Annotated in this window: 16 protein-coding genes and 1 tRNA gene; 7 read left to right on the top strand and 10 right to left on the bottom strand. The window is 59.9% G+C overall.

The features are described 5' to 3' along the window. Positions 1-67: 67 nt before the first annotated feature. The 4 genes from BN1130_RS09700 to rsmC form a co-directional block, all read right to left on the bottom strand. Positions 68-153, bottom strand: a tRNA-Leu gene (locus BN1130_RS09700). A 128-nt stretch (positions 154-281) separates the two neighbouring features. Further along, positions 282-1,739 carry a glycogen synthase GlgA gene (gene glgA / locus BN1130_RS09695; RefSeq protein WP_042041731.1) on the bottom strand — a complete coding sequence of 486 codons (1,458 nt, stop codon included), beginning with the start codon at positions 1,737-1,739 and terminating at the stop codon, positions 282-284. Then, positions 1,729-2,946 (bottom strand): glucose-1-phosphate adenylyltransferase, encoded by a 1,218-nt coding sequence (glgC, locus tag BN1130_RS09690; protein ID WP_042041729.1) that lies wholly within the window; start codon positions 2,944-2,946, stop codon positions 1,729-1,731. Before glgC ends, glgA begins: the two co-directional genes overlap by 11 nt. Positions 2,947-3,086: 140 nt before the next feature. Then, the gene (gene rsmC, locus BN1130_RS09685; protein ID WP_042041728.1) at positions 3,087-4,115 is read right to left on the bottom strand and encodes a 16S rRNA (guanine(1207)-N(2))-methyltransferase RsmC; all 1,029 of its coding nucleotides are present in this window, start codon (positions 4,113-4,115) and stop codon (positions 3,087-3,089) included. Between the two features lie 278 nt (positions 4,116-4,393). On the opposite strand from rsmC, the gene dapA reads away from it, so the two are divergent. The 3 genes from dapA to BN1130_RS09670 all read left to right on the top strand — a co-directional run bounded on the left by dapA (position 4,394) and on the right by BN1130_RS09670 (position 7,714). Beyond that, on the top strand, positions 4,394-5,266 hold the full coding sequence (gene dapA / locus BN1130_RS09680) for a 4-hydroxy-tetrahydrodipicolinate synthase (protein WP_042041727.1): 873 nt from the start codon (positions 4,394-4,396) through the stop codon (positions 5,264-5,266). Positions 5,267-5,365: 99 nt separating this feature from the next. Continuing rightward, complete coding sequence (locus BN1130_RS09675; RefSeq protein WP_042041726.1) at positions 5,366-7,063, top strand: GGDEF domain-containing protein; 1,698 nt, start codon at positions 5,366-5,368, stop codon at positions 7,061-7,063. Positions 7,064-7,123: 60 nt separating this feature from the next. Continuing rightward, positions 7,124-7,714, top strand: a complete 591-nt coding sequence (locus BN1130_RS09670; RefSeq protein ID WP_042041942.1) for an HAD family hydrolase — start codon at positions 7,124-7,126, stop codon at positions 7,712-7,714. Between the two features lie 337 nt (positions 7,715-8,051). On the opposite strand, the gene hfq is transcribed toward BN1130_RS09670, so the two are convergent. Further along, a complete protein-coding gene (gene hfq / locus BN1130_RS09665) occupies positions 8,052-8,414 on the bottom strand; it encodes an RNA chaperone Hfq (protein WP_005895045.1) in 363 nt (120 codons plus the stop codon). 153 nt (positions 8,415-8,567) lie between these two features. Here hfq and BN1130_RS09660 point away from each other — a divergent pair, with 153 nt between their 5' ends. From BN1130_RS09660 to BN1130_RS09650, 3 genes are read left to right on the top strand one after another with little or no spacing between them, the layout of a single operon-like run. Continuing rightward, a complete protein-coding gene (locus BN1130_RS09660) occupies positions 8,568-9,857 on the top strand; it encodes a paraquat-inducible protein A (protein ID WP_042041725.1) in 1,290 nt (429 codons plus the stop codon). Continuing rightward, a complete protein-coding gene (pqiB, locus tag BN1130_RS09655; protein WP_042041723.1) occupies positions 9,850-11,499 on the top strand; it encodes an intermembrane transport protein PqiB in 1,650 nt (549 codons plus the stop codon). Before BN1130_RS09660 ends, pqiB begins: the two co-directional genes overlap by 8 nt. Next, positions 11,496-12,059: a PqiC family protein gene (locus tag BN1130_RS09650; protein ID WP_042041720.1), complete on the top strand. Its 564-nt coding sequence runs from the start codon at positions 11,496-11,498 to the stop codon at positions 12,057-12,059. Before pqiB ends, BN1130_RS09650 begins: the two co-directional genes overlap by 4 nt. Positions 12,060-12,135: 76 nt before the next feature. On the opposite strand, the gene ompA is transcribed toward BN1130_RS09650, so the two are convergent. Together ompA and BN1130_RS09640 are read right to left on the bottom strand one after the other, a co-directional pair. Further along, complete coding sequence (gene ompA, locus BN1130_RS09645; protein WP_042041718.1) at positions 12,136-13,191, bottom strand: porin OmpA; 1,056 nt, start codon at positions 13,189-13,191, stop codon at positions 12,136-12,138. Between the two features lie 223 nt (positions 13,192-13,414). Then, positions 13,415-14,419, bottom strand: coding sequence for an SGNH/GDSL hydrolase family protein (locus BN1130_RS09640; RefSeq protein WP_042041941.1), 1,005 nt, complete (start codon positions 14,417-14,419; stop codon positions 13,415-13,417). 243 nt (positions 14,420-14,662) lie between these two features. Here BN1130_RS09640 and BN1130_RS09635 point away from each other — a divergent pair, with 243 nt between their 5' ends. Continuing rightward, positions 14,663-15,043, top strand: coding sequence for a YgiW/YdeI family stress tolerance OB fold protein (locus BN1130_RS09635; RefSeq protein ID WP_042041716.1), 381 nt, complete (start codon positions 14,663-14,665; stop codon positions 15,041-15,043). 104 nt (positions 15,044-15,147) lie between these two features. Here the strand turns inward: BN1130_RS09635 and mltC are convergent, their stop codons facing one another. The 3 genes from mltC to mutY all read right to left on the bottom strand — a co-directional run bounded on the left by mltC (position 15,148) and on the right by mutY (position 17,941). Next, complete coding sequence (gene mltC / locus BN1130_RS09630; RefSeq protein WP_042041714.1) at positions 15,148-16,251, bottom strand: membrane-bound lytic murein transglycosylase MltC; 1,104 nt, start codon at positions 16,249-16,251, stop codon at positions 15,148-15,150. A 347-nt stretch (positions 16,252-16,598) separates the two neighbouring features. Beyond that, positions 16,599-16,871 carry an oxidative damage protection protein gene (locus tag BN1130_RS09625; RefSeq protein WP_005895067.1) on the bottom strand — a complete coding sequence of 91 codons (273 nt, stop codon included), beginning with the start codon at positions 16,869-16,871 and terminating at the stop codon, positions 16,599-16,601. Continuing rightward, a complete protein-coding gene (mutY, locus tag BN1130_RS09620; RefSeq protein ID WP_042041713.1) occupies positions 16,868-17,941 on the bottom strand; it encodes an A/G-specific adenine glycosylase in 1,074 nt (357 codons plus the stop codon). Before mutY ends, BN1130_RS09625 begins: the two co-directional genes overlap by 4 nt. Positions 17,942-18,055 lie beyond the last annotated feature (114 nt).

Genomic DNA, 18,055 nt, shown 5'->3' with positions numbered 1-18,055 from the left:
TCCGCCACCTTCGCACATTGGGTCATCAATCTTGTTTTACATGCCACTGATGAAGCATGTTGCAGTATGGTGCGAAGAGAGGGACTCGAACCCTCACATCCGTGGGACACTAACACCTGAAGCTAGCGCGTCTACCAATTCCGCCACCTTCGCATCACTGCGGACGGGGATTTTATAGAGTTTTGAAGGGGCGTCAACAGCCATAATGGACTTTTTTCGCCCTTGGCAGAGAAAGCCGGGTCAAGGGGACAAAACTTCAGCAATTCTCGAATGATCCGAGCCTAGCGAGCGAGGGCATCCCGATACATTTGCACGTATTGGTCCACCGAATCTGGCCAGTCGAAGCGGGTCTGCATGGCACGACGCTGTATCAGAGCGAAACGTTCGGGTTCTTGCAGGAAATAGAGCAGGCTGCGGCGCATGGCATCGAGCAGGCCATGGGCGGTGGGATCCACAAAACAGAAACCGGTAGCCTCTTCATCGCCCTTGTCCCAGTCAACTACCGTGTCCTTGAGGCCACCGACGGCCCGCACCAGGGGCAGGGTGCCATAGGCCAGGCTGTACATCTGGTTGAGGCCGCAGGGTTCAAACAGAGAGGGCATCAGGAAGATATCGGCGCCCGCCTCTACCAGATGGGCCAGCCGGTCGTCGTAGGTATTGATGAAGGCGAACCTGTCCGGATGTTGCTGGGCGATGGCTTGAAGCTGAGCCGCCAGAGAGGGATCCCCCGAACCGACGATCACCACCTGCACCCGGTGGCGCAGGAAGTCCTCAAGGGCGGGGATGAGCAGATGAACACCTTTCTGCTCCGTCAGGCGGCACACCATGCCGTAGATAGGGTCGCTCACCACCGGCAGACCCGCATCTTGCTGCAACTGGGCGCGACAGCGTGCCTTGCCGCTCAGATCCTGATCATCGTAGTTGGCAGGCAGGTGGAGGTCGGTGGCGGGATCCCAATCCTGATAGTCGCAGCCGTTGAGGATGCCGCGCAGGTCCGCCGCCCGCTGCTGGAAGGCCGATGCCATGCCATGGGCACCCAGGTGGGTCAGCAGCTCATTGGCGTAGTTGGGGCTGACCGCATTGATCTTGTCGGCGTAGAGCACGCCACACTTGAGCAGGTTGATGTGGCCATAGTCATAGGCCACCCGCTGTTCGTAATGACTTATCTCGGGTACGGCGGCAAATTGCACCCGATCGAATACCCCCTGGAAGGCGGCATTATGGATGCTGATGACGCTGCGGGTCTGGGCGAAGAAGGGATTGTTGGCGTGCCGGGTCTTGAGCAGCAACGGCAGCAGACCTGTGTGCCAGTCGTTGCAGTGGATTATGTCCGGGGCGAAGCCGAGCTGCTCTGTGGCATGGAGGGCGGCGGCGGCCAGAAAGGCGAATCGCTCGCCGTTGTCCCCATAGGCCTGGTTATGCTCGGCATAGAGTTCAGCCCGCTCGAAGTAGCGGGGGCAATCGACGAGGTAGACGGGGAACCCGTCCAGCTCGAGTTGATGCAGGCGATAACCGATATCTTCCTGTCCGGTCGGGGTGGGTAGCCAGCGCGAGGCCAGCAGCCTGGCTTCGTCACGGCGCTTCATCCCCTTGTAGAAGGGCAATATGATGCGCACATCATGGCCCTGCTGGGCCAGATAGCGTGGTAGCGCACGAGCCACATCGGCCAGGCCGCCAGTCTTGACCAGCCCCTCGACCTCTGAGGCCACGAACAGAATTTTTAATGGGTTAATAGCCAACTCTCGCTCCCCTGGGTATCACGACAATACCCCCTTCAGATACGGTGAACCTTTCCCGGTCATGGGTCAGATTCTCACCGATCACGGTGCCGGGCGCAATTTCAACATTTTTGTCTATGATGGCGCGCCGAATTGAGCAGCCCTCACCTATCTTCACATCCCCGAGCAGCACGGACTCGCTGATATGGCTGCAGGGGCCTATGTTGCAGCGAAAGCCCAGCACTGAACGCTGGATCTGGCTGCCCTGAATGAAGCTCCCGCCGGAAATCAATGAGTTGGCAATTTTTACCTTGCAATCCTCAGTGTCAACGAAGGTGGCGGGCGGCAAGGGGGGGTAGTGGGTATGCAGTGGCCATTTGCGGTTGTAGAGGGAGAAGGGCGGGTTGTCGGCAACCAGGTCCATGTGGGTTTGCCAGTAGCCATCCAGGGTGCCGACGTCGCGCCAATAGACATTCGGGCCTTCCCCCGGGATCACGTTGGTACTGTAGTCATAGACGTAGACAGGGGCACGGGGAAAGAGGTGAGGAATGATGTCTTTGCCAAAATCATGGCTGGAATGCTCATCATCCCCGTCTCGTTTCAGCTCGCGATAGAGCGCTTCGGTTTCGAAGATGTAGTTGCCCATGGAGACCAGGGCCTGGCTGGGATCACCCGGTATGTGCTTGGGATGCTTGGGTTTTTCCTCAAAACCTATCATCCTCCCCTCCTGATCCACCTCGATCACCCCGAAGGCGCTCGCCTCTTCAATCGGCATGCGCAGCGCCGCCACGGTCAGGGCTGCCGCCTTCTGCTTGTGGAAACTGACCATCTGGCTCACGTCCATCTTGTAGATATGATCCGAGCCAAAGATACAGACATGTTCAGGGTCGGAGATCTCGATGAAGCGCAGGTTCTGGTAGATGGCATCGGCCGTACCGTCGTACCAGCGCTTGCCCATCCGCATCTGGGCCGGGATGGGGTCGATGAAGCGATCCGTGATGCCGACAATGTTCCAGCCTTTCTTCATGTGCAGATAGAGGGACTGGGACTTGAACTGGGTCAGCACATAGATCCGCAGGAAGTCGGCGTTGACGAAGTTGTTGAGTACGAAATCGATGAGACGGTAGCTGCCGCCAAAGGGGACTGACGGCTTGCTGCGAGTGGTGGTCAAGGGTTGCAGGCGGGTGCCTTCTCCACCCGCCAGTATCATAGTGAGTATGCCTGCCATGGTCTGTGTATCTCCGGTGCTGCTGCTGTGAAAAGGCTTTCAGAGTATCGCAAAAAAATACCCCCAAAGGGGGTTGTTAAACGTTTGCGGATACCATAACAGATTCCAGGTGAGACTCTACACAAGATTTGTGACAGTCGTTACAGGCTGCTGCGATAGACCCTGAACTTGGTATCTGCCGCGCGGATCTCGGTCCGCGGGAAGCTGGCTTCCAGTATAGGTTGATAACGCAGGAAGAGATTGGCCACTATGGTCAGAGTGCCATGGTGGGCGAGATGGCGAGGCGCCTCGGCCAGGAAGGTCTCGGTGGCGGCGTAATGGGTCTTGAGCCCGGCGTGGAACGGCGGATTAGACACTATCCGGTCGAAGCGACCGGGCAGCGCCGAGTAGACGTCCGAGGCCAATACCTGAGCCTTGAGACCGTTGGCGGCCAAGGTGCGGCGGCTCGATTCCAGGGCCAGGGCGTTGATATCGACCATGGTCACGTCGAGGCCGGGATTGCGCTTGGCCAGCACAGAGCCGATGACCCCGGCGCCGCAGCCAAAGTCGAGCAGCGTGCCGTTCATGGCAGGCAGATTGGCGAGCAACATCTTGCTGCCTAGATCCAGCTCGCTGGCGCTGAACACACCGGGCAGTGCCTGTATGGTCAGCTGGGTGTCGCCTATCTGGCACTGGTACTGGCTGAGCCAGTCATCGAGTAGGAAGGGGGTGACCGGCTCGCAGAGCTCGCCATGATAGAGGGAGCAGCGCCGCGCCGAGTCGCGCTTGACCGGCTTGCCGGCATAGGGGGCGATCAGCTTGTCGGCACCATTGATGCCGCCATTGTTGTCCCCGGCGAGGAAGATATCGGCTCCAGGGTGCAACAGGGGAGCCACCATGGCGAGCAGGAAGCGAGCCTCGGCCTTGGCCTTGGGCAGCAGCAGCAGCAGGGCATCGAAGCGGGCCTCTCCCCCCAGCTCATGACCGAAATGGATGCGTTCGCCGAGCGCCTCCTGCTGGGTCAGGAAGTAGCTGTAATCCGTGGTAAAGACCATCAGCTCGCGGGCGATCCCGGCCAGTTCACGGGGATAATCATCTTCCAGTGCACCGCACACCAGCAGGCTCTTGCCCTCGAACAGGGCTTGATTACGTTCCAGCATCTGGCTGACGGCACTCAGGGGATGACTCATGACTCTCTCCGGGGGGTTTTGGCCCGCTAGTATACATGGCTGCTTTCGCCTTGACATTTATGCCGTGTTCCAGAAAGATGCCCGAACACTCATTTTTCCTCGGGGATGGCGTGATGCGGTTCAACGCGTTGAAACGAAAGCATAAAAAGAACCCAAAACCTGGGTTTGCTGGCGTGCGCGCGTAACCCTCTCACCGCCCTGAGAAGTTTCAAACCCCGCTGCGCACTCCGTAGCGGGGTTTTTTGTTGATGTCGAGAGTCGACGGAGAAGGAGATTCCATGTTTCAAGGTTCGATCGTTGCGCTGATCACCCCCTTTCGTGATGGCCAACTGGATGAGGTGGCACTGCTGCGCCTGGTAGACTGGCACCTGGAGCAGGGTACTCACGGCATAGTGCCGGTGGGCACCACGGGGGAGAGTCCGACCCTGAGCCACGATGAGCACTGCCGGGTGGTTGAGCTGGTGGTCAAGCAGGTCGCTGGCCGGGTACCGGTGATCGCCGGTGCGGGCTCCAACAACCCGGTGGAGGCCATCGAATACACCCGTTTCGCCGAACAGGCGGGGGCGGATGGCACCCTGCATGTGGCCGGTTACTACAACCGCCCGAATCAGGAGGGGCTCTATCATCACTTCAAGGCCGTTCATGACGCGACGAGCAAGCCCATCATCGTCTATAACATTCCGCCCCGTGCCATTGTCGATGTGCAGCCAGCCACCCTGGCCCGGCTCGCCGAGTTGCCACGCATCGTCGGGGTCAAGGATGCCACCGGCGATCTGTCCCGCCCCCTGACTGAGCGTCAGCTCATCAAGAAGCCGTTCGCCTGGCTCTCGGGTGAGGACGCGACCGCCGTGGCCTACAACATAGGTGGCGGTCAGGGTTGTATCTCGGTGACCGCCAACGTGGCTCCCAAGCTGCTGGCCGAGGTGCAGAACCTGACCCTGGCCGGCGACTGGCAGGCCGCTCGCGTGTTGCAAGATCGCCTGATCCCGCTGCACCAGGCCATGTTTGCCGAGCCCAGCCCGGCGGGGGCCAAGTATGCGGCCTCCCTGCTCGGCCTGTGCAGTGAAGAGTGTCGCCTGCCCGTGATGCCGCTTGCCGAAGCAACCAAGCAGCGGATCCGCGATGCCATGCTGGCTTTGGACCTGCTCTAACGGCGAAAAAATGGGCTCTGGATCGACCTTTTACGCGTTAATTGAATCACTATGAACCCGGCTCTATATACTGCTCGGGTTCAGTTGAGGATGATTGACATGCTGGAATGGGATCCGGAGCACTTCACCAGTTTTGAGCACCTCTGTGAGGTGACGCTGGCGACTATCAGGGAGAAGACCGAAGCCGATCAGATCTATCTGTGGTTGAATCGACCGCAGCCTGAGCTGTTCGCCTTCCATCCCGAACGGGGTCTGGTGACCCTTGAGCCCCATCATGCCAGCATGCTGGGGTTACCCCTGCCTTTCATCGAGCAGGCCCTGGCCAAGGGCCAGCTGCTCATCGAACTCAAGAGTGATCCCCATGGCTGGTGCGACGCGGTAGAAGCTCCTCCGGCCCAACTGAGAGCCTGTTTTCCACTCAAGCGGCAACAGGGGCTGGAGGGGGGCGTCTATCTCGAAACCCGTCGTCGCCTTGACCGGCTCACCCCCCGCCAGAAGCAGGGCATACAGCTGCTGATGCACTATCTGGCCGCCGAGCTGGAGAGCCGCATGTTGAGCAGTCTGGTTAGCCGGGAGCGGGACGAACGGCTCACCACAGAGGCATCCCTGGTTCAGAGCCAGGCCTTGCAGCAATCCTTTCTCGACCTGTTGCAATCCCTGCATCAGGTGGGGGTACAGCTCTCCAGCTGCCGCAGTGAGTCGAGTCTGCTGCACGATGCCGTGCTGCTGGCCCGCAGTCTGCTGCAATTCGACAGGGTTGCCGTCTTCCTGATCGATCCGGACTTCACCACCATGCAGGGCAGTTGGGGCACCAACGAGGCGGGAGAGATCACCGACGAGCGTCACTTCGTCAGCCCGATCCCGGAACATCCTGTGGTACAGGAGGCCTTGCGCCGCAAAGACTATGTGCTGGTGCTGGAAGATGCGCCGCTTTATTACGAGCAGCAGGAGGTGGGGCGCGGCTGGAACGCCATGGTCTCCCTGTGGGACGGGGATAGTCCCATCGGCTGGATTGCCGCCGACAACCTGCTGCAGCGCAAGCCTATCAAGGCCTACCATGGGGAAATCTTCAAGCAGTTCGCCGCCATGCTCTCCCAGATGTTGATCCGCCAGCGCAATCATGCCGCCCTCGAGCAATTCAACCGGGATCTGGAAGAGCGGGTCGCGGCACGGACTCGCCAGCTGGCCGAGACCAATGAGGCGCTGGAGTTGGTGAATCAGGCGCTGGCGCAGGCCAACGAGCAGCTGGCCCTGCTCTCCATGGAGGACCCGCTCACCGGCATCGCCAACCGCCGCCAGTGGGATCTGACGTTGGCCCGGGAGTGGGAGATGGCGCGTCGCCAACATCGGCGGCTGGCCGTGTTGATGATCGATGTCGATGAGTTCAAGGCCTACAACGACCACTTTGGCCACGGCAAGGGGGATCTCTGCCTGCGCCAGGTGGCCCAGCTGCTGCAAGAGTGTGAGCGACGCCGCACCAATCTGGTCGCCCGTTACGGTGGCGAGGAGTTCGTGATCTTGCTCTGTAATCCCCAACCCGGCGAGGCGGAGTTCCTCTGCCAGCGCATCCATCACCAGCTCGCCAAGCTTGCCATTGAGCATCCGGCCTCCAGGGTCAAGTCACAGCTCACGGTGAGCATAGGATTCAGCTACTGGGCCCCGGATCAGGGCGTGCAGTGGGAGCAGCTTATCGAGCGCGCGGATCAGGCGCTCTACCGTGCCAAGTCAGCTGGCCGTGCCTGCAGTCGGCTCTTCGAACCGCAGTCGTTGCCCACGGAGCAAATTTCCACCGTCTAGGCCATGGCCTCCCGCTCAGGGACTGCTAGAATGGCTCTCTTTTTCGATGCAGAGCTGCCCATGATCCTCTCCCGTTTTCAAGGCCTGGTCTTCGACCTGGACGGTACTTTGGTTGATTCCATGCCGCTGCACCTGGCGGCGTGGGAGCATGCTTCCCGCGAATTTGGTTTCAAGTTCGATGGTGACTGGTTTTATGAGCTGGGCGGCATGCCGAGTCGCAAGATAGCCCTGCTGGTAGCCGAAGAGCAGCAGATAGCGCTGGACCCCCTGGAAGTGACGCGCTGCAAGACGGCCCACTATGTGGCCAACCTGCATAAGGCGACCGTCTTCCCCGCCATGCTTGAGCTGGTGCAGGCCCATCATGGTCATCTGCCCATGGGGGTGGGCACTGGCTCGCCCCGCATCAATGCCGAGGCCGTGTTGCGCAATACCGGCCTGGATCGCTACTTTCCCGTGGTGGTGACCGCGGATGATGTCATCCAGCACAAGCCACATCCCGATACCTTCCTGCTGGTCGCCGAGCGGCTCGGGGTCGAGCCTCGCGGCTGCCTGGTGTTCGAGGATACCGGCATAGGCCTGGCCGCCGGGCAGGCTGCCGGCATGCAGACCTGTCTGGTCAAGGACGGGGTACCGGCTGCATTGCCGGACTGAGCCATATCGGATCGTTCATAGGATTGCTCGCTATCTTGAAAGGCAATGCGCGCGCAAGCGCACCCTCAAGGTGGTCAGGGTGTTGGATAACCAACGGGAGCGGGCTCTGTCATAACTGTCATGGTGGCGGCCCGGCCATCACACAGGGGCGCTGGGTGTGTAAACGATGCCGAGTCGACCCCGCCTCACTGATGGCGATAGGGGATCTCTGAGGGGAAACGGATGGTCTACTCCCCGGCGGGACAGGTTGGGAGGGGAGTAGACATATCTGTCACGGATTGACGCAAGTCGCGACTGCGACCGTCACGCGGGCCTCTGTGACAGAGAAAGCTCTGGCTTACTGCTCGCTGCTGCCACCCTGATCGTTATTGTCATAACGGCCGGGGGCGCCATGGGGGCGCGGTGCCATGGAGACACGGGGCTTGCGGGCGCGCTGAATATTGACCTGGGGGCGACCCGAGTGCATGGCGATGGTGGAGATCTTGGCCTTGTACACCAACTGCTGGTTGCCATGGGCGTCGGTCAACAGCACGCTGTACTGGTCAAAGCCACTGATGGTGCCTTCCAGCTTGATGCCGCTCACCAGGAAGATGGCAACCTGACTGCGGTTTTTACGAAGCCAGTTGAGAGCGGAGTCTTGCCCATTCCCGAGGGAGAAGGCCTGCTCTATGGTGGCGTAGCTGGGGGATTCGGTTGTCATAAATTATTGTCCCGCGGAAAAAAAGTGGCGTTTGATTGTGCTAAATGGCCACTGGCTTGTCAAAGTCATTCTGTTGCCACCTCAACTATGGGGTGAGATAGGGGCTGGCAGCCTGGGCGCCCTGCTGCGATAATCGCGCTTTCACGGTCCGTGATGGACCCAGACAGAGATATTCATTTGCCATCAAGTTCCGAACTGAGCCCATATCGTGCCGATCCAACCGCGTGCGAAGAGTGTGATTTGCTGGCTCCCGCCACAGAGTTGGCGCTGGGCGAGACGCAACATTGTGTCCGCTGCGGTCACACCTTGACCAGTCACCTACCGGATCAGGCGAGGCGGCCGCTCGCCTATGGCCTGGCCGCCATCATCATGTTCGTGCTCACCAACTGCTTCACCTTCATGTCTTTCTCCGCCAAGGGGCTGGGCCAGGAGATGAGCTTCCTGCAGTGCATCACCACCCTGGTGAATGAAGGCTACCTGTTTCTGGCCGCTGTCCTCAGCATGACGCTGATCGGTCTGCCCCTCGTCTATATGGTGTCGACCATGCTGGTGCTGTGGCGACTCGATAAACCCATGCACAGCAACGCATTGCGCTCTCTCGGACGTTTGCTGTGCCGGATCAAGCCCTGGTTGATGGTGGATGTGTTCCTCATCGGGGTACTCATCTCTCTGGTCAAGTTGATGGGCATGGCCGACATCAAGATGGGTCTCTCCTTCTGGGCCTTTGTCGGGTATACCCTGCTGCTTATCAAGACGATTTCATCGCTGGATCGCATGTGGTTCTGGCAGCGACTGTTTGGCCCGAGCGAGCCCCGTGAGCTGGATCCCGCACTGGGTGCCCGGGAGGCGGGTCTGGTGGGTTGCCACGTCTGCGGTGCCCTCGGCGAATGGGGGCAGCATAGCTGCCTGCGCTGCGGTGCTCATCTGCACAGCCGTAAACCCGGTGGCATGGCACGTACCTGGGCGCTGCTCATCACCTCGGCCATTCTCTATGTACCTGCCAACCTTTATCCCATCATGGACACCGTCTTCCTCGGCGATATCAGCCCCTCGACCATACTCGGCGGCGTTGTGCTGCTGTGGGGAATGGGCTCCTATCCCATCGCCGCGGTGATCTTCATCGCGAGCGTGGTGATCCCGCTTGCCAAGATATTGGCCCTGTTCTGGCTCTGCTACCGGGTACAGACCGGGGACGGCGCCTCGCCGCTCGGTAAACTCAAGCTCTATCGCATGACGGAGTTTGTCGGTCGCTGGTCCATGATAGATGTGTTCGTGGTGGCCATACTGGCAGGCCTCATCCGGCTCGATAATCTGATGACCATTTATCCCGGCCCCGCCGCCGTCGCCTTTGCTGGCGTGGTGCTGATCACCATGGTGGCCGCCATGAGTTTCGATTCCCGCTTGATCTGGGATTTACAACAAGGAGAACGCGAACGTGAGTGAGCGTAAGACAGTGAGAAAAGTCGGTTCCGACTTCCTCGGTTCGGCGGCGGCGATCTGGATGGTGCCTCTGGTGGCCCTGCTCATCGGTGCCTGGATGCTGTTTCAGCACTGGTACTCCCAGGGGCCCAGCTTCCAGCTGACCGTGGCCACGGCCGAGGGCATAGTCGCGGGCAAGACGGTGATCCGCTCCCGTGAGGTCGACGTGGGCCGCATCGAGGCGGTGGAGCTCAGCGATGACTACAGCCATGCCATCATCACGGCGCGTCTCTCCAACAATGCGGCCAATATGCTCAAGGGGGATACTCAATTCTGGGTGGTCAAACCCAGGGTTGGCCGTGAAGGGGTCTCGGGTCTGAGCACCTTGCTGTCCGGCGCCTACATAGAGCTCTCTCCCGGCAAGAAGGGCAAGGCGAAGTCGCGCTATGAGATCCTCGACAAGCCGCCACTCGCCTCCCTCGATGCCAAGGGGCTCAGGCTGACGCTCAACAGCACCGAGACCCGCTCCCTCAGTGTGGGCTCCCCCATCCAATATCAGGGCTACACCATAGGCCAGGTGGAGGAGGTGAAGTTTTTACCCGAGAAGAGTGAGCTGGAATACCAGATCTTCATCAATGCGCCCTACGATGTGCTGATCACCAACAACTCCCGCTTCTGGATGACCCCAGGCTTCGAGGCGTCGCTGACCAGCGAGGGGATGAAGGTGAAGATGGACTCCCTGGAGGGGTTGCTCGATGGTGGCATTACCGTTGGCTTGCCGGCTGGCTGGGTTCCGGGCGGTGCGGTCAAGAGCAAGGACTCCTTCACCCTGTTCAAGGATCAGGGCAGCGTGTTGGCCGGTAGCCTCAATCAGTTCATTGACTATGTTTTCTTGTTCGAAGACAGCCTGGCGGGTCTGCATCCCGGGGCTGCGGTGGAGTATCGCGGCGTGCGGGTCGGTACCGTCATATCGTCCCCTTATCTCATCGATGACAAGGCGACCCAGATCTTCAAGAGCAAGGTGATCCCCGTGCTGGCGCGCATCGAGGTGCAGCGTCTCTCCCACCGTTATGCCAACGCCGAGCGGGAGCAGTGGCGCAAGCTGTTCAGCACGCAATTCAAGGAAGGGCTCAGAGCCACACTCAAGACCGCGAGTCTGCTGACCGGTGGCAAGGTGATCGATCTCAACTTCTACCCGGATGCCCCCGCGTTCGCCGCGCGCCAGATGGCAGGTACCGAGGTATTCCCCACCACCCAGGGCGGTCTGGATCAGATAGAGCGCAAGGTGAACCTCATCCTCGACAAATTTGTCGATATGGATATGTCCACGACCCTGGCTCAGGTCAACAGCAGCCTGGCGAACCTGGACAAGACCATGAAGAACGTCAGCTCCCTGAGCGCCAATCTGGACAAGTTGACCAGCCAGCAGTCGACCCAACAGTTGCCAGCCTCCCTCAACGAGAGCCTGCTACAGCTCAAGGAGACGCTGCGCAGCTACGATGGGGCCTCCCAGACCAATCAGGATCTGCGCCAGTCGGTGCAATCCCTCAACCAGCTGATGCGCGAGCTGCAGCCCCTGGTGCACTCTCTCAACGAGCAGCCGAGTTCGCTGATCTTCGATCGCACGCGCCCCCAGGATCCTGAACCCAAGCGAGGTACCGAATGAAATCACTCTTCATGGCCCTGGCCCTGACCGGTTTGCTGGCCGGATGCAGCAGCGCCCCGGCGCTGCACTATTACTCTCTGGATGCCGACGGCACACCTCAGGCCGCGCCAGTCAGCCGGCCTCAGCATCAGCTGGTGCTGCGCCCGGTTCAGCTCTCGGATCAGCTCGACAATGTCAGCCTGGTCTATCAGTTGGAAGGGAAGGAGCTGCTCTTTACCGAGTACCAGCGTTGGGCAGGCTCGCTGGATGGTCAGCTGAACCAGCTGACCCAGAATGGCCTGTCTGCCCGCCTGCCCGGCTGGGTAGTACGCCAGGATGGCGCTCGTCAGGGGCCTGTACTCAATATCAGCGTACAGCGCTTCCAGGGTCGTTTCGATGGCCGCGCCGTGCTGAGCGGACGCTGGCGCCTGCTGGCCGAAGATGGTCGGGTGCTGCAGGACAACCCCTTCCATATGGAGCGTGTGCTGCCCGCCGATGGCTATGGTGCCTTGGTGGGAGAGTTGGGGATGGGTTGGCAACAGCTGCTCGATCAGATTGCTGCCGAGCTGCGCAAGGGCTGAGCTCAGCCACCTGTTGCGCAATCACAGAAAATAAAACGGGAGGCCAGGCCTCCCGTTTTTATCACTTCAGTCTGGCTTATTGTGCGACTTCCGAGATGCCTTCGACCTTGACTTCGACCCGGCGATCCGGGGCCAGGCAGACGATCAGCTCACGTTTGGATCCGCTGGCGCAGCTGTCGCCGGTGACAGGGTTGCTCTCACCCATGCCTTGTACTTGCACCTTGTCGGCGGGCAGGCCCTTGCCGACCAGGTAGTCGGCGACTGTGCGAGCCCTGTGCTCGGAGAGCGTCTGGTTGTAGCCATCAGCGCCGAGACGATCCGTGTAACCCATGACGGTGGCAGTGCCATCCTTGGGTCTGGCGGCTTCAATCTGGCTATAGAGGGTATCCAGAGCCTGGCTGGCTTCCGGCTTCAGGGTCGCCTTGTTGAAGTCAAACAGCACATCCGAGCTGAGGCTAAAGCTATGTGTCACCGGGGTCGGCGCCGGTGCGGGAGCGGGTACCACGGCGGCTTCGGGGGCCTCCTGGCCAAAGCGATACAACATGGCAACCGAGAGCAGACCATTGTCGAGTTCGAGCCCGGTATGATCCATGTCCATATCACCCAGCGGCGTGGTGTATTGGTACTCGAAGCGAGCGGCCCAGTTGCGATCGATGGCGTACTCGGCACCCAGAGCGCCGACAAAGGCAGCGCCATCATCGTTATCCAGCTCTCTGCTACTGGTCCAGGCATAGGCGCCACCGAGGCGACCATACAAATCCAGGCGCTCGGCGACCGGGAAACCGATCTTCATGGTCAGCTGTGCCATCTGGGCCGTCACTTCATCATCACCCTTCATGGTGGGATCGATCTTGTCGGCGATATCATATTTGTACTTGCCGAGCCAGTCGTACCCCAGCTCTATCCCGACATTCTGATTGATCTGATAACCGGCGAAGGCGCCAGCCCCCAGAGCATCGTCGTCCTCATCGGTAATGTTGAAGTTATCTCTGATGGCGTCATTCTGATCGACACCATAGAAGTTGGACCAACCCAGCTTTGCGCCGCCATACCAGGTGTTGTCTTGTCCTGCCGCCTGGGCGTTGGCCGCCAGCAATCCAGAAACAATCAATGTAATCAATGATTTATTCATATCGTGCCTCTGCAATTTCATGTGAGGGAGGTTTGCCTCAATGGCCCTCCCTTATGGGTCCGGCGGTCATGGCCGTGGGACAGATTAAAGTTAGTCGCTTTTGCAAATGTCGCAACTAACTGAAATAACAATAATTGTTAATGTGCGGGTCTGAGCGCTAATCAACAAACAGGGGGCTGGTCAGCCCCCTGTTTTTTTACATCTCCGTTGGCGAGCGTCGCTGCTAGTTGGGCAGGAATTCGTACTGGCTCTCGATGAAGGCAGCGGCCCGCTCACCCAGGGCGGCATGGACGACTCGGGTGGGATGAACCTGATCCCAGTACATCTTGCCCTCGCAGTCAGGGGCGGTCGCCTTGCGCGCCATCGGGCTGGTGACGGCCTGAGCCAGCAGGGGGTTACCCGCGATGGCGATCCGCTCCTGCGGGCTGAATGCACTGAGGCGGGCGTCATCGCTTGCGCTGCTGGCGGCAAACGGCTTCCACACATAACCACCGTCGTAACAGGCGTGCTCGGTGTCGCTCAGCCCGAAATTGTGTGGCTCACGCAGCATCTCGTCGAACTGCTTGTCTATCTCGAACAGCCGTACCAGGCCGGTCGGTGCGAGCTGGCGCGCGAGATTGAGCAGCAGGGCGTTGTGGTATTGGGAGACATGGCTGGCGGCCTGGACGACCTGCTGGCTACGGGCCGAGGGGTTTTGACCCAGGTCCGGCAAGTTGAACAAGAGCACCTGCCTGGCGCCATTGAGCACGATGCGGTTGGCGGCGTCACTGATGGCATCGCGCACCCGCTTGGCGTCGGTCTCACTGTTCCAGCCGTACGCGAGGTAGTCGTTGGCGCCGACCCAGATGATCACCAGATCGTCCGGTTGGAAGCCGTCTTTTTTCAGAAACTGGGTGACCTCGTAATCCAGGTTGTTGATCACCTGATATTGGGGGTGCCAGGAGATCTTGTTGTAGGCGACGGCGGTGGCGCCCCCTTCGGCCTCATTCGCGATCTTCAGGCCGGGAAACTGTGCATCCAGATGCTCAAGCCAGACGGGGCCGTTGGAGAAGCGCCCCTGATAATAGGGTGGGCTGGAGGGAAGATAACCGCGCATCTTGCCATACATCTTGCCGGTGTCGGACAGGCTGTCACCAAAGACGACAATGCGGGAGAAGGCGGGACGTGGCTCGGCCGCCTGGGCGGTCCAGGCCAGCAGGCCCAGCAGGCAGATAAAACAGGCTCTCATCATGGGGGTTCTCATCTCTGGAGGCAGGCTGTCCTGCGATAGTGCTCAGATCTCGCCATTTTGCGAGTCATTTGAGAATGATAACCCTGTCGAATTTAATTCAACAATCATTGATTTGTCCGCAAGCGATTGCGGTCACACACCGATCCCCCAAATGGGGTGGCTTCACATATGTTTCACGCTCCCTCTGACATCATGCCTCCATAGCCGCTGTGGCAACCTGTGAAACCTGAGGAAACTGACATGAAAACATTGAGCGCTCTTACCCTGCTGGCCCTGGTCTCTGTATCCACCTCCACCCTGGCCGCCTACACCGGACCTGCGGAGCAGAATGTGGTCACTGTCATCCAGCTCAAAGATGTTGCCGATGACAGCTGGGCGACGGTGGAAGGCAAGCTGGTCAAGCACCTGGGCGGTGAGAACTATCTGTTCCGCGATGCCAGTGGCGAGGTGGAAGTCGAGATCGATGCGGACGTATGGCGTGGCCAGGAAGTTGGCCCGGATGACTCGGTGCGTCTGCGTGGCGAAGTGGATCACAGCTGGAACAAGACAGAGCTGGAAGTGGAGCAACTGGAGAAGGTGGGTGCCACCCCCCAGAGCAAGGGCGGTTTCATCGCCAAATAGTGCACGGCGCTGGCGATAGGTTGATGTTGATATGAAAAGGGCGCTCCTGGAGCGCCCTTTTGATGTTTTCAATCGTCCGGTTGGGGGCTTGAGGGGTGGCTCCTTCAACCCGCCCGGCTGGGCACGGCTCGCTTGAACCCTTTCTCGGCCTGATCGACCTTGTAGAGGTAACGACGCGCTTCCGCTTTGGGATGCTGCTCGGTCAGGACCTGATAGACGGCCTCGGGGGAGAGGCGGTTGATCATGCCGGGTGCGGCCTTGCGGTCGCGGGAGAAGGTATTGAGTACGCCGCCCGCCCCCCCGTTATAGGCGGAGATCACGGCGTAGCGCCGCGAACGGGGATCGGCGATGTCGACCAGGTAGACGGTCTGCAACAGATGCAGATAGGCGGTGCCCACGTCTATGTTGTAGGCCGGATTAAACAAGTCATCCCGGGTCGGTTGACCACTCTTGCCCTTGACCCTGACATAGACATCGCGCCCTGCGGTCGCGGGTATCACCTGCATCAGGCCATAGGCATTGGCATGGCTGACCGCATAGGGGTTGAAGCTGCTCTCCGTCTTGATCACCGCATAGATAAGGCTCTCGGCGACCCCGTATTTGCGGGAGGCATCGCGGATGATGCTGGCGTACTTGTAGCCACGCTTGTCTTCGTGGTTCGCCACCATGGGGATGTCGACGTAGAAGATGTTGCGAATGCCGAGGGTGCGCTTCTTCATGGCGGTGCTGAGCAGGTAATCGGCATAGCGCTCTGCACGCCAGTCGAAGCGGATCGGCTGGCCATTGTTATCGAGCACCTGACCATAGAGGAAGGGCTCGCCGCCGGGCAGTATCTCTCTGTCCGAATAGAGATCCACCTCAGCCGGATCGTCCGGGGTGAGCAACGTTTCGATGATGGCGCGGCGCAGATGGGACTTGGGATCCAGCCCCGAGACGGTCTCTATCATGATGTGGCCACTGGAGAAGTCGATGTGGGCACGGCTCTTGTATTCATCCGTGTATTTGACGTAGTCAAACTTGCCCGCAAACAGCGCCTCCCGCCCCCATATCTCGTTCACGTTATGGGAGAGGGCGCTGATCATGTGCTCGAAGCCGCGCACGTCCTTGCCGTTGACCAGGTTGTCATCCTGATCATCGCTGGATTGAGGGGGGGATGAGCAGGCACTGAGCAGCAGGGTGGCGCACAACAACCAAAAAATTCGGCCCATAGGATCCTCGAAAGGGGCGGCCAGGCCGCCCGTCACTCACTGGCTGTGGGCTAGGCGAGACGTCATCGCCGACACGTCACCGACGAGGGGGATACCGCCTGGCTCACAGGTACAACACATTGGCTGCGATCTGGGCGAGGTATCACCGCCAGCCTGGATCACAGCTACAGCATATTGGCTGCGATCTGGGCGAGGTATCACCGCCAGCCTGGCTCACAGCTACAGCATATTGGCTGCGATCTGGGCGAGGTGTCACCGTCAGCCTGGATCACAGCTACAGCATATTGGCTGTGATCCAGGTGAGGTGTCACCGACGATGGGTATTCAGCCCAGATCATTGGTAGCACTCACTGGCTGGGAGGGGTGTAACCTTCAATGTCGACTTCACCCGCTTCAAACAGGTAACTCACCATCTCTTTCTCCAGCAACTGGCGATGCTCGACGTTCATCATGTTGAGCTTCTTCTCGTTGATCAGCATGATCTGTTTGCGCTGCCATTCGGTCCAGGCTTCCTGGCTGATGTTGTCGAAAATGCGTTTGCCAAGTTCACCCGGGTAGAGTTGGAAAGCCAGGCCGGGGGCCTCTTTTTTCAGGCGTTGGCAAAAAACGGTACGGCTCATATGGACCTCTGTGGTTGCAAGTCGGGATAGCCCAGCAGGCGCGCGGTGGCGGCGGCCAGACCGACCTCATCTGGATGGCACAAGTTATACCAGAGTCGGGTATCGGCTTCCATGAGCGAGGCGGGTGGCGCCTGCTCAAGTTCGATGAGCAGGGGGCGGATATCCAGATGAAAATGGCTGAAAGTGTGGCGAAATCCGGCCAGCTCCCGATAGGGTTGCCCGGTCAGTCCCAGCCGGTTCAGGCAGGGGCCAACCGCCTCCAGGCTGTCAACCTGAGGGAAGCAGTAGAGGCCGCCCCATATCCCCTGGGGGGGGCGCTGCTCGAGCAGCAGTCGATTGCCCTGGCGGATCATCAGCATGATGCCGTTGCGGGCCGGGATGCTCTTTTTCGGTTTGCTGTTGGGGTAAGCGGTGGGGTTGCCCTGCGACAGCCCCTGGCAATCGGCCTGCACCGGGCAGCGTTCACAGGCCGGTTTGCTGCGGGTGCAAATGGTGGCGCCCATGTCCATCATGGCCTGGTTGTAATGGGCGACCCCCAGCCGTGGTGTGAGTCGGGTCGCCAGCTCCCACAGATCATTTTCCACCGGCTTCTGACCGGGCCAGCCGGGCAGGGCCAGCCAGCGGGTGAGCACTCGCTTGACGTTGCCATCCAGGATCGCATGAGGTTGGCCGAGAGAGAGAGAGAGCACGGCGCCAGCCGTGGAGCGACCAATGCCAGGCAAGGCGACCACCTCGTCAAACTGTTCGGGGAACAGGCCTTGGTGCCGGTCGCGGATCTGCTGGGCCGCCTTGTGCAGGTTGCGTGCCCGGGCGTAGTAGCCGAGCCCGGTCCAGTGGTGCAACACCTCATCGATGGGGGCATCGGCCAGGGCCATCACGTCCGGGAAACGGCCCATGAAGCGCTCATAGTAAGGGATCACGGTGGCGACCTGAGTCTGTTGCAGCATGATCTCGGAGACCCAGACCCGATAGGGGGTCTTCTCCTGCTGCCAGGGCAGGGTCTTGCGCCCATGGATCTGATACCAGTCCAGGATACGGTTGGCGAAGGTGGTGTCGCTCGGTTTGCTCACATTGTGCTCATGTTATCTATCTGAGAGCGGAAAGGATCAACGGACGGCGGCCATGGCCGGAGCCCCGTGCAAGGGCTGGCTGGCGCAACGTGTTGACTCGCAATGCTCTCATCT

Source organism: Aeromonas rivuli, from assembly GCF_000820045.1.
GTDB classification, from domain to species: Bacteria; Pseudomonadota; Gammaproteobacteria; order Enterobacterales; family Aeromonadaceae; genus Aeromonas; species Aeromonas rivuli.
The sequence above is the reverse complement of the archived record's forward strand: the minus strand, read 5'-3'. Positions and strand labels throughout refer to the sequence as shown.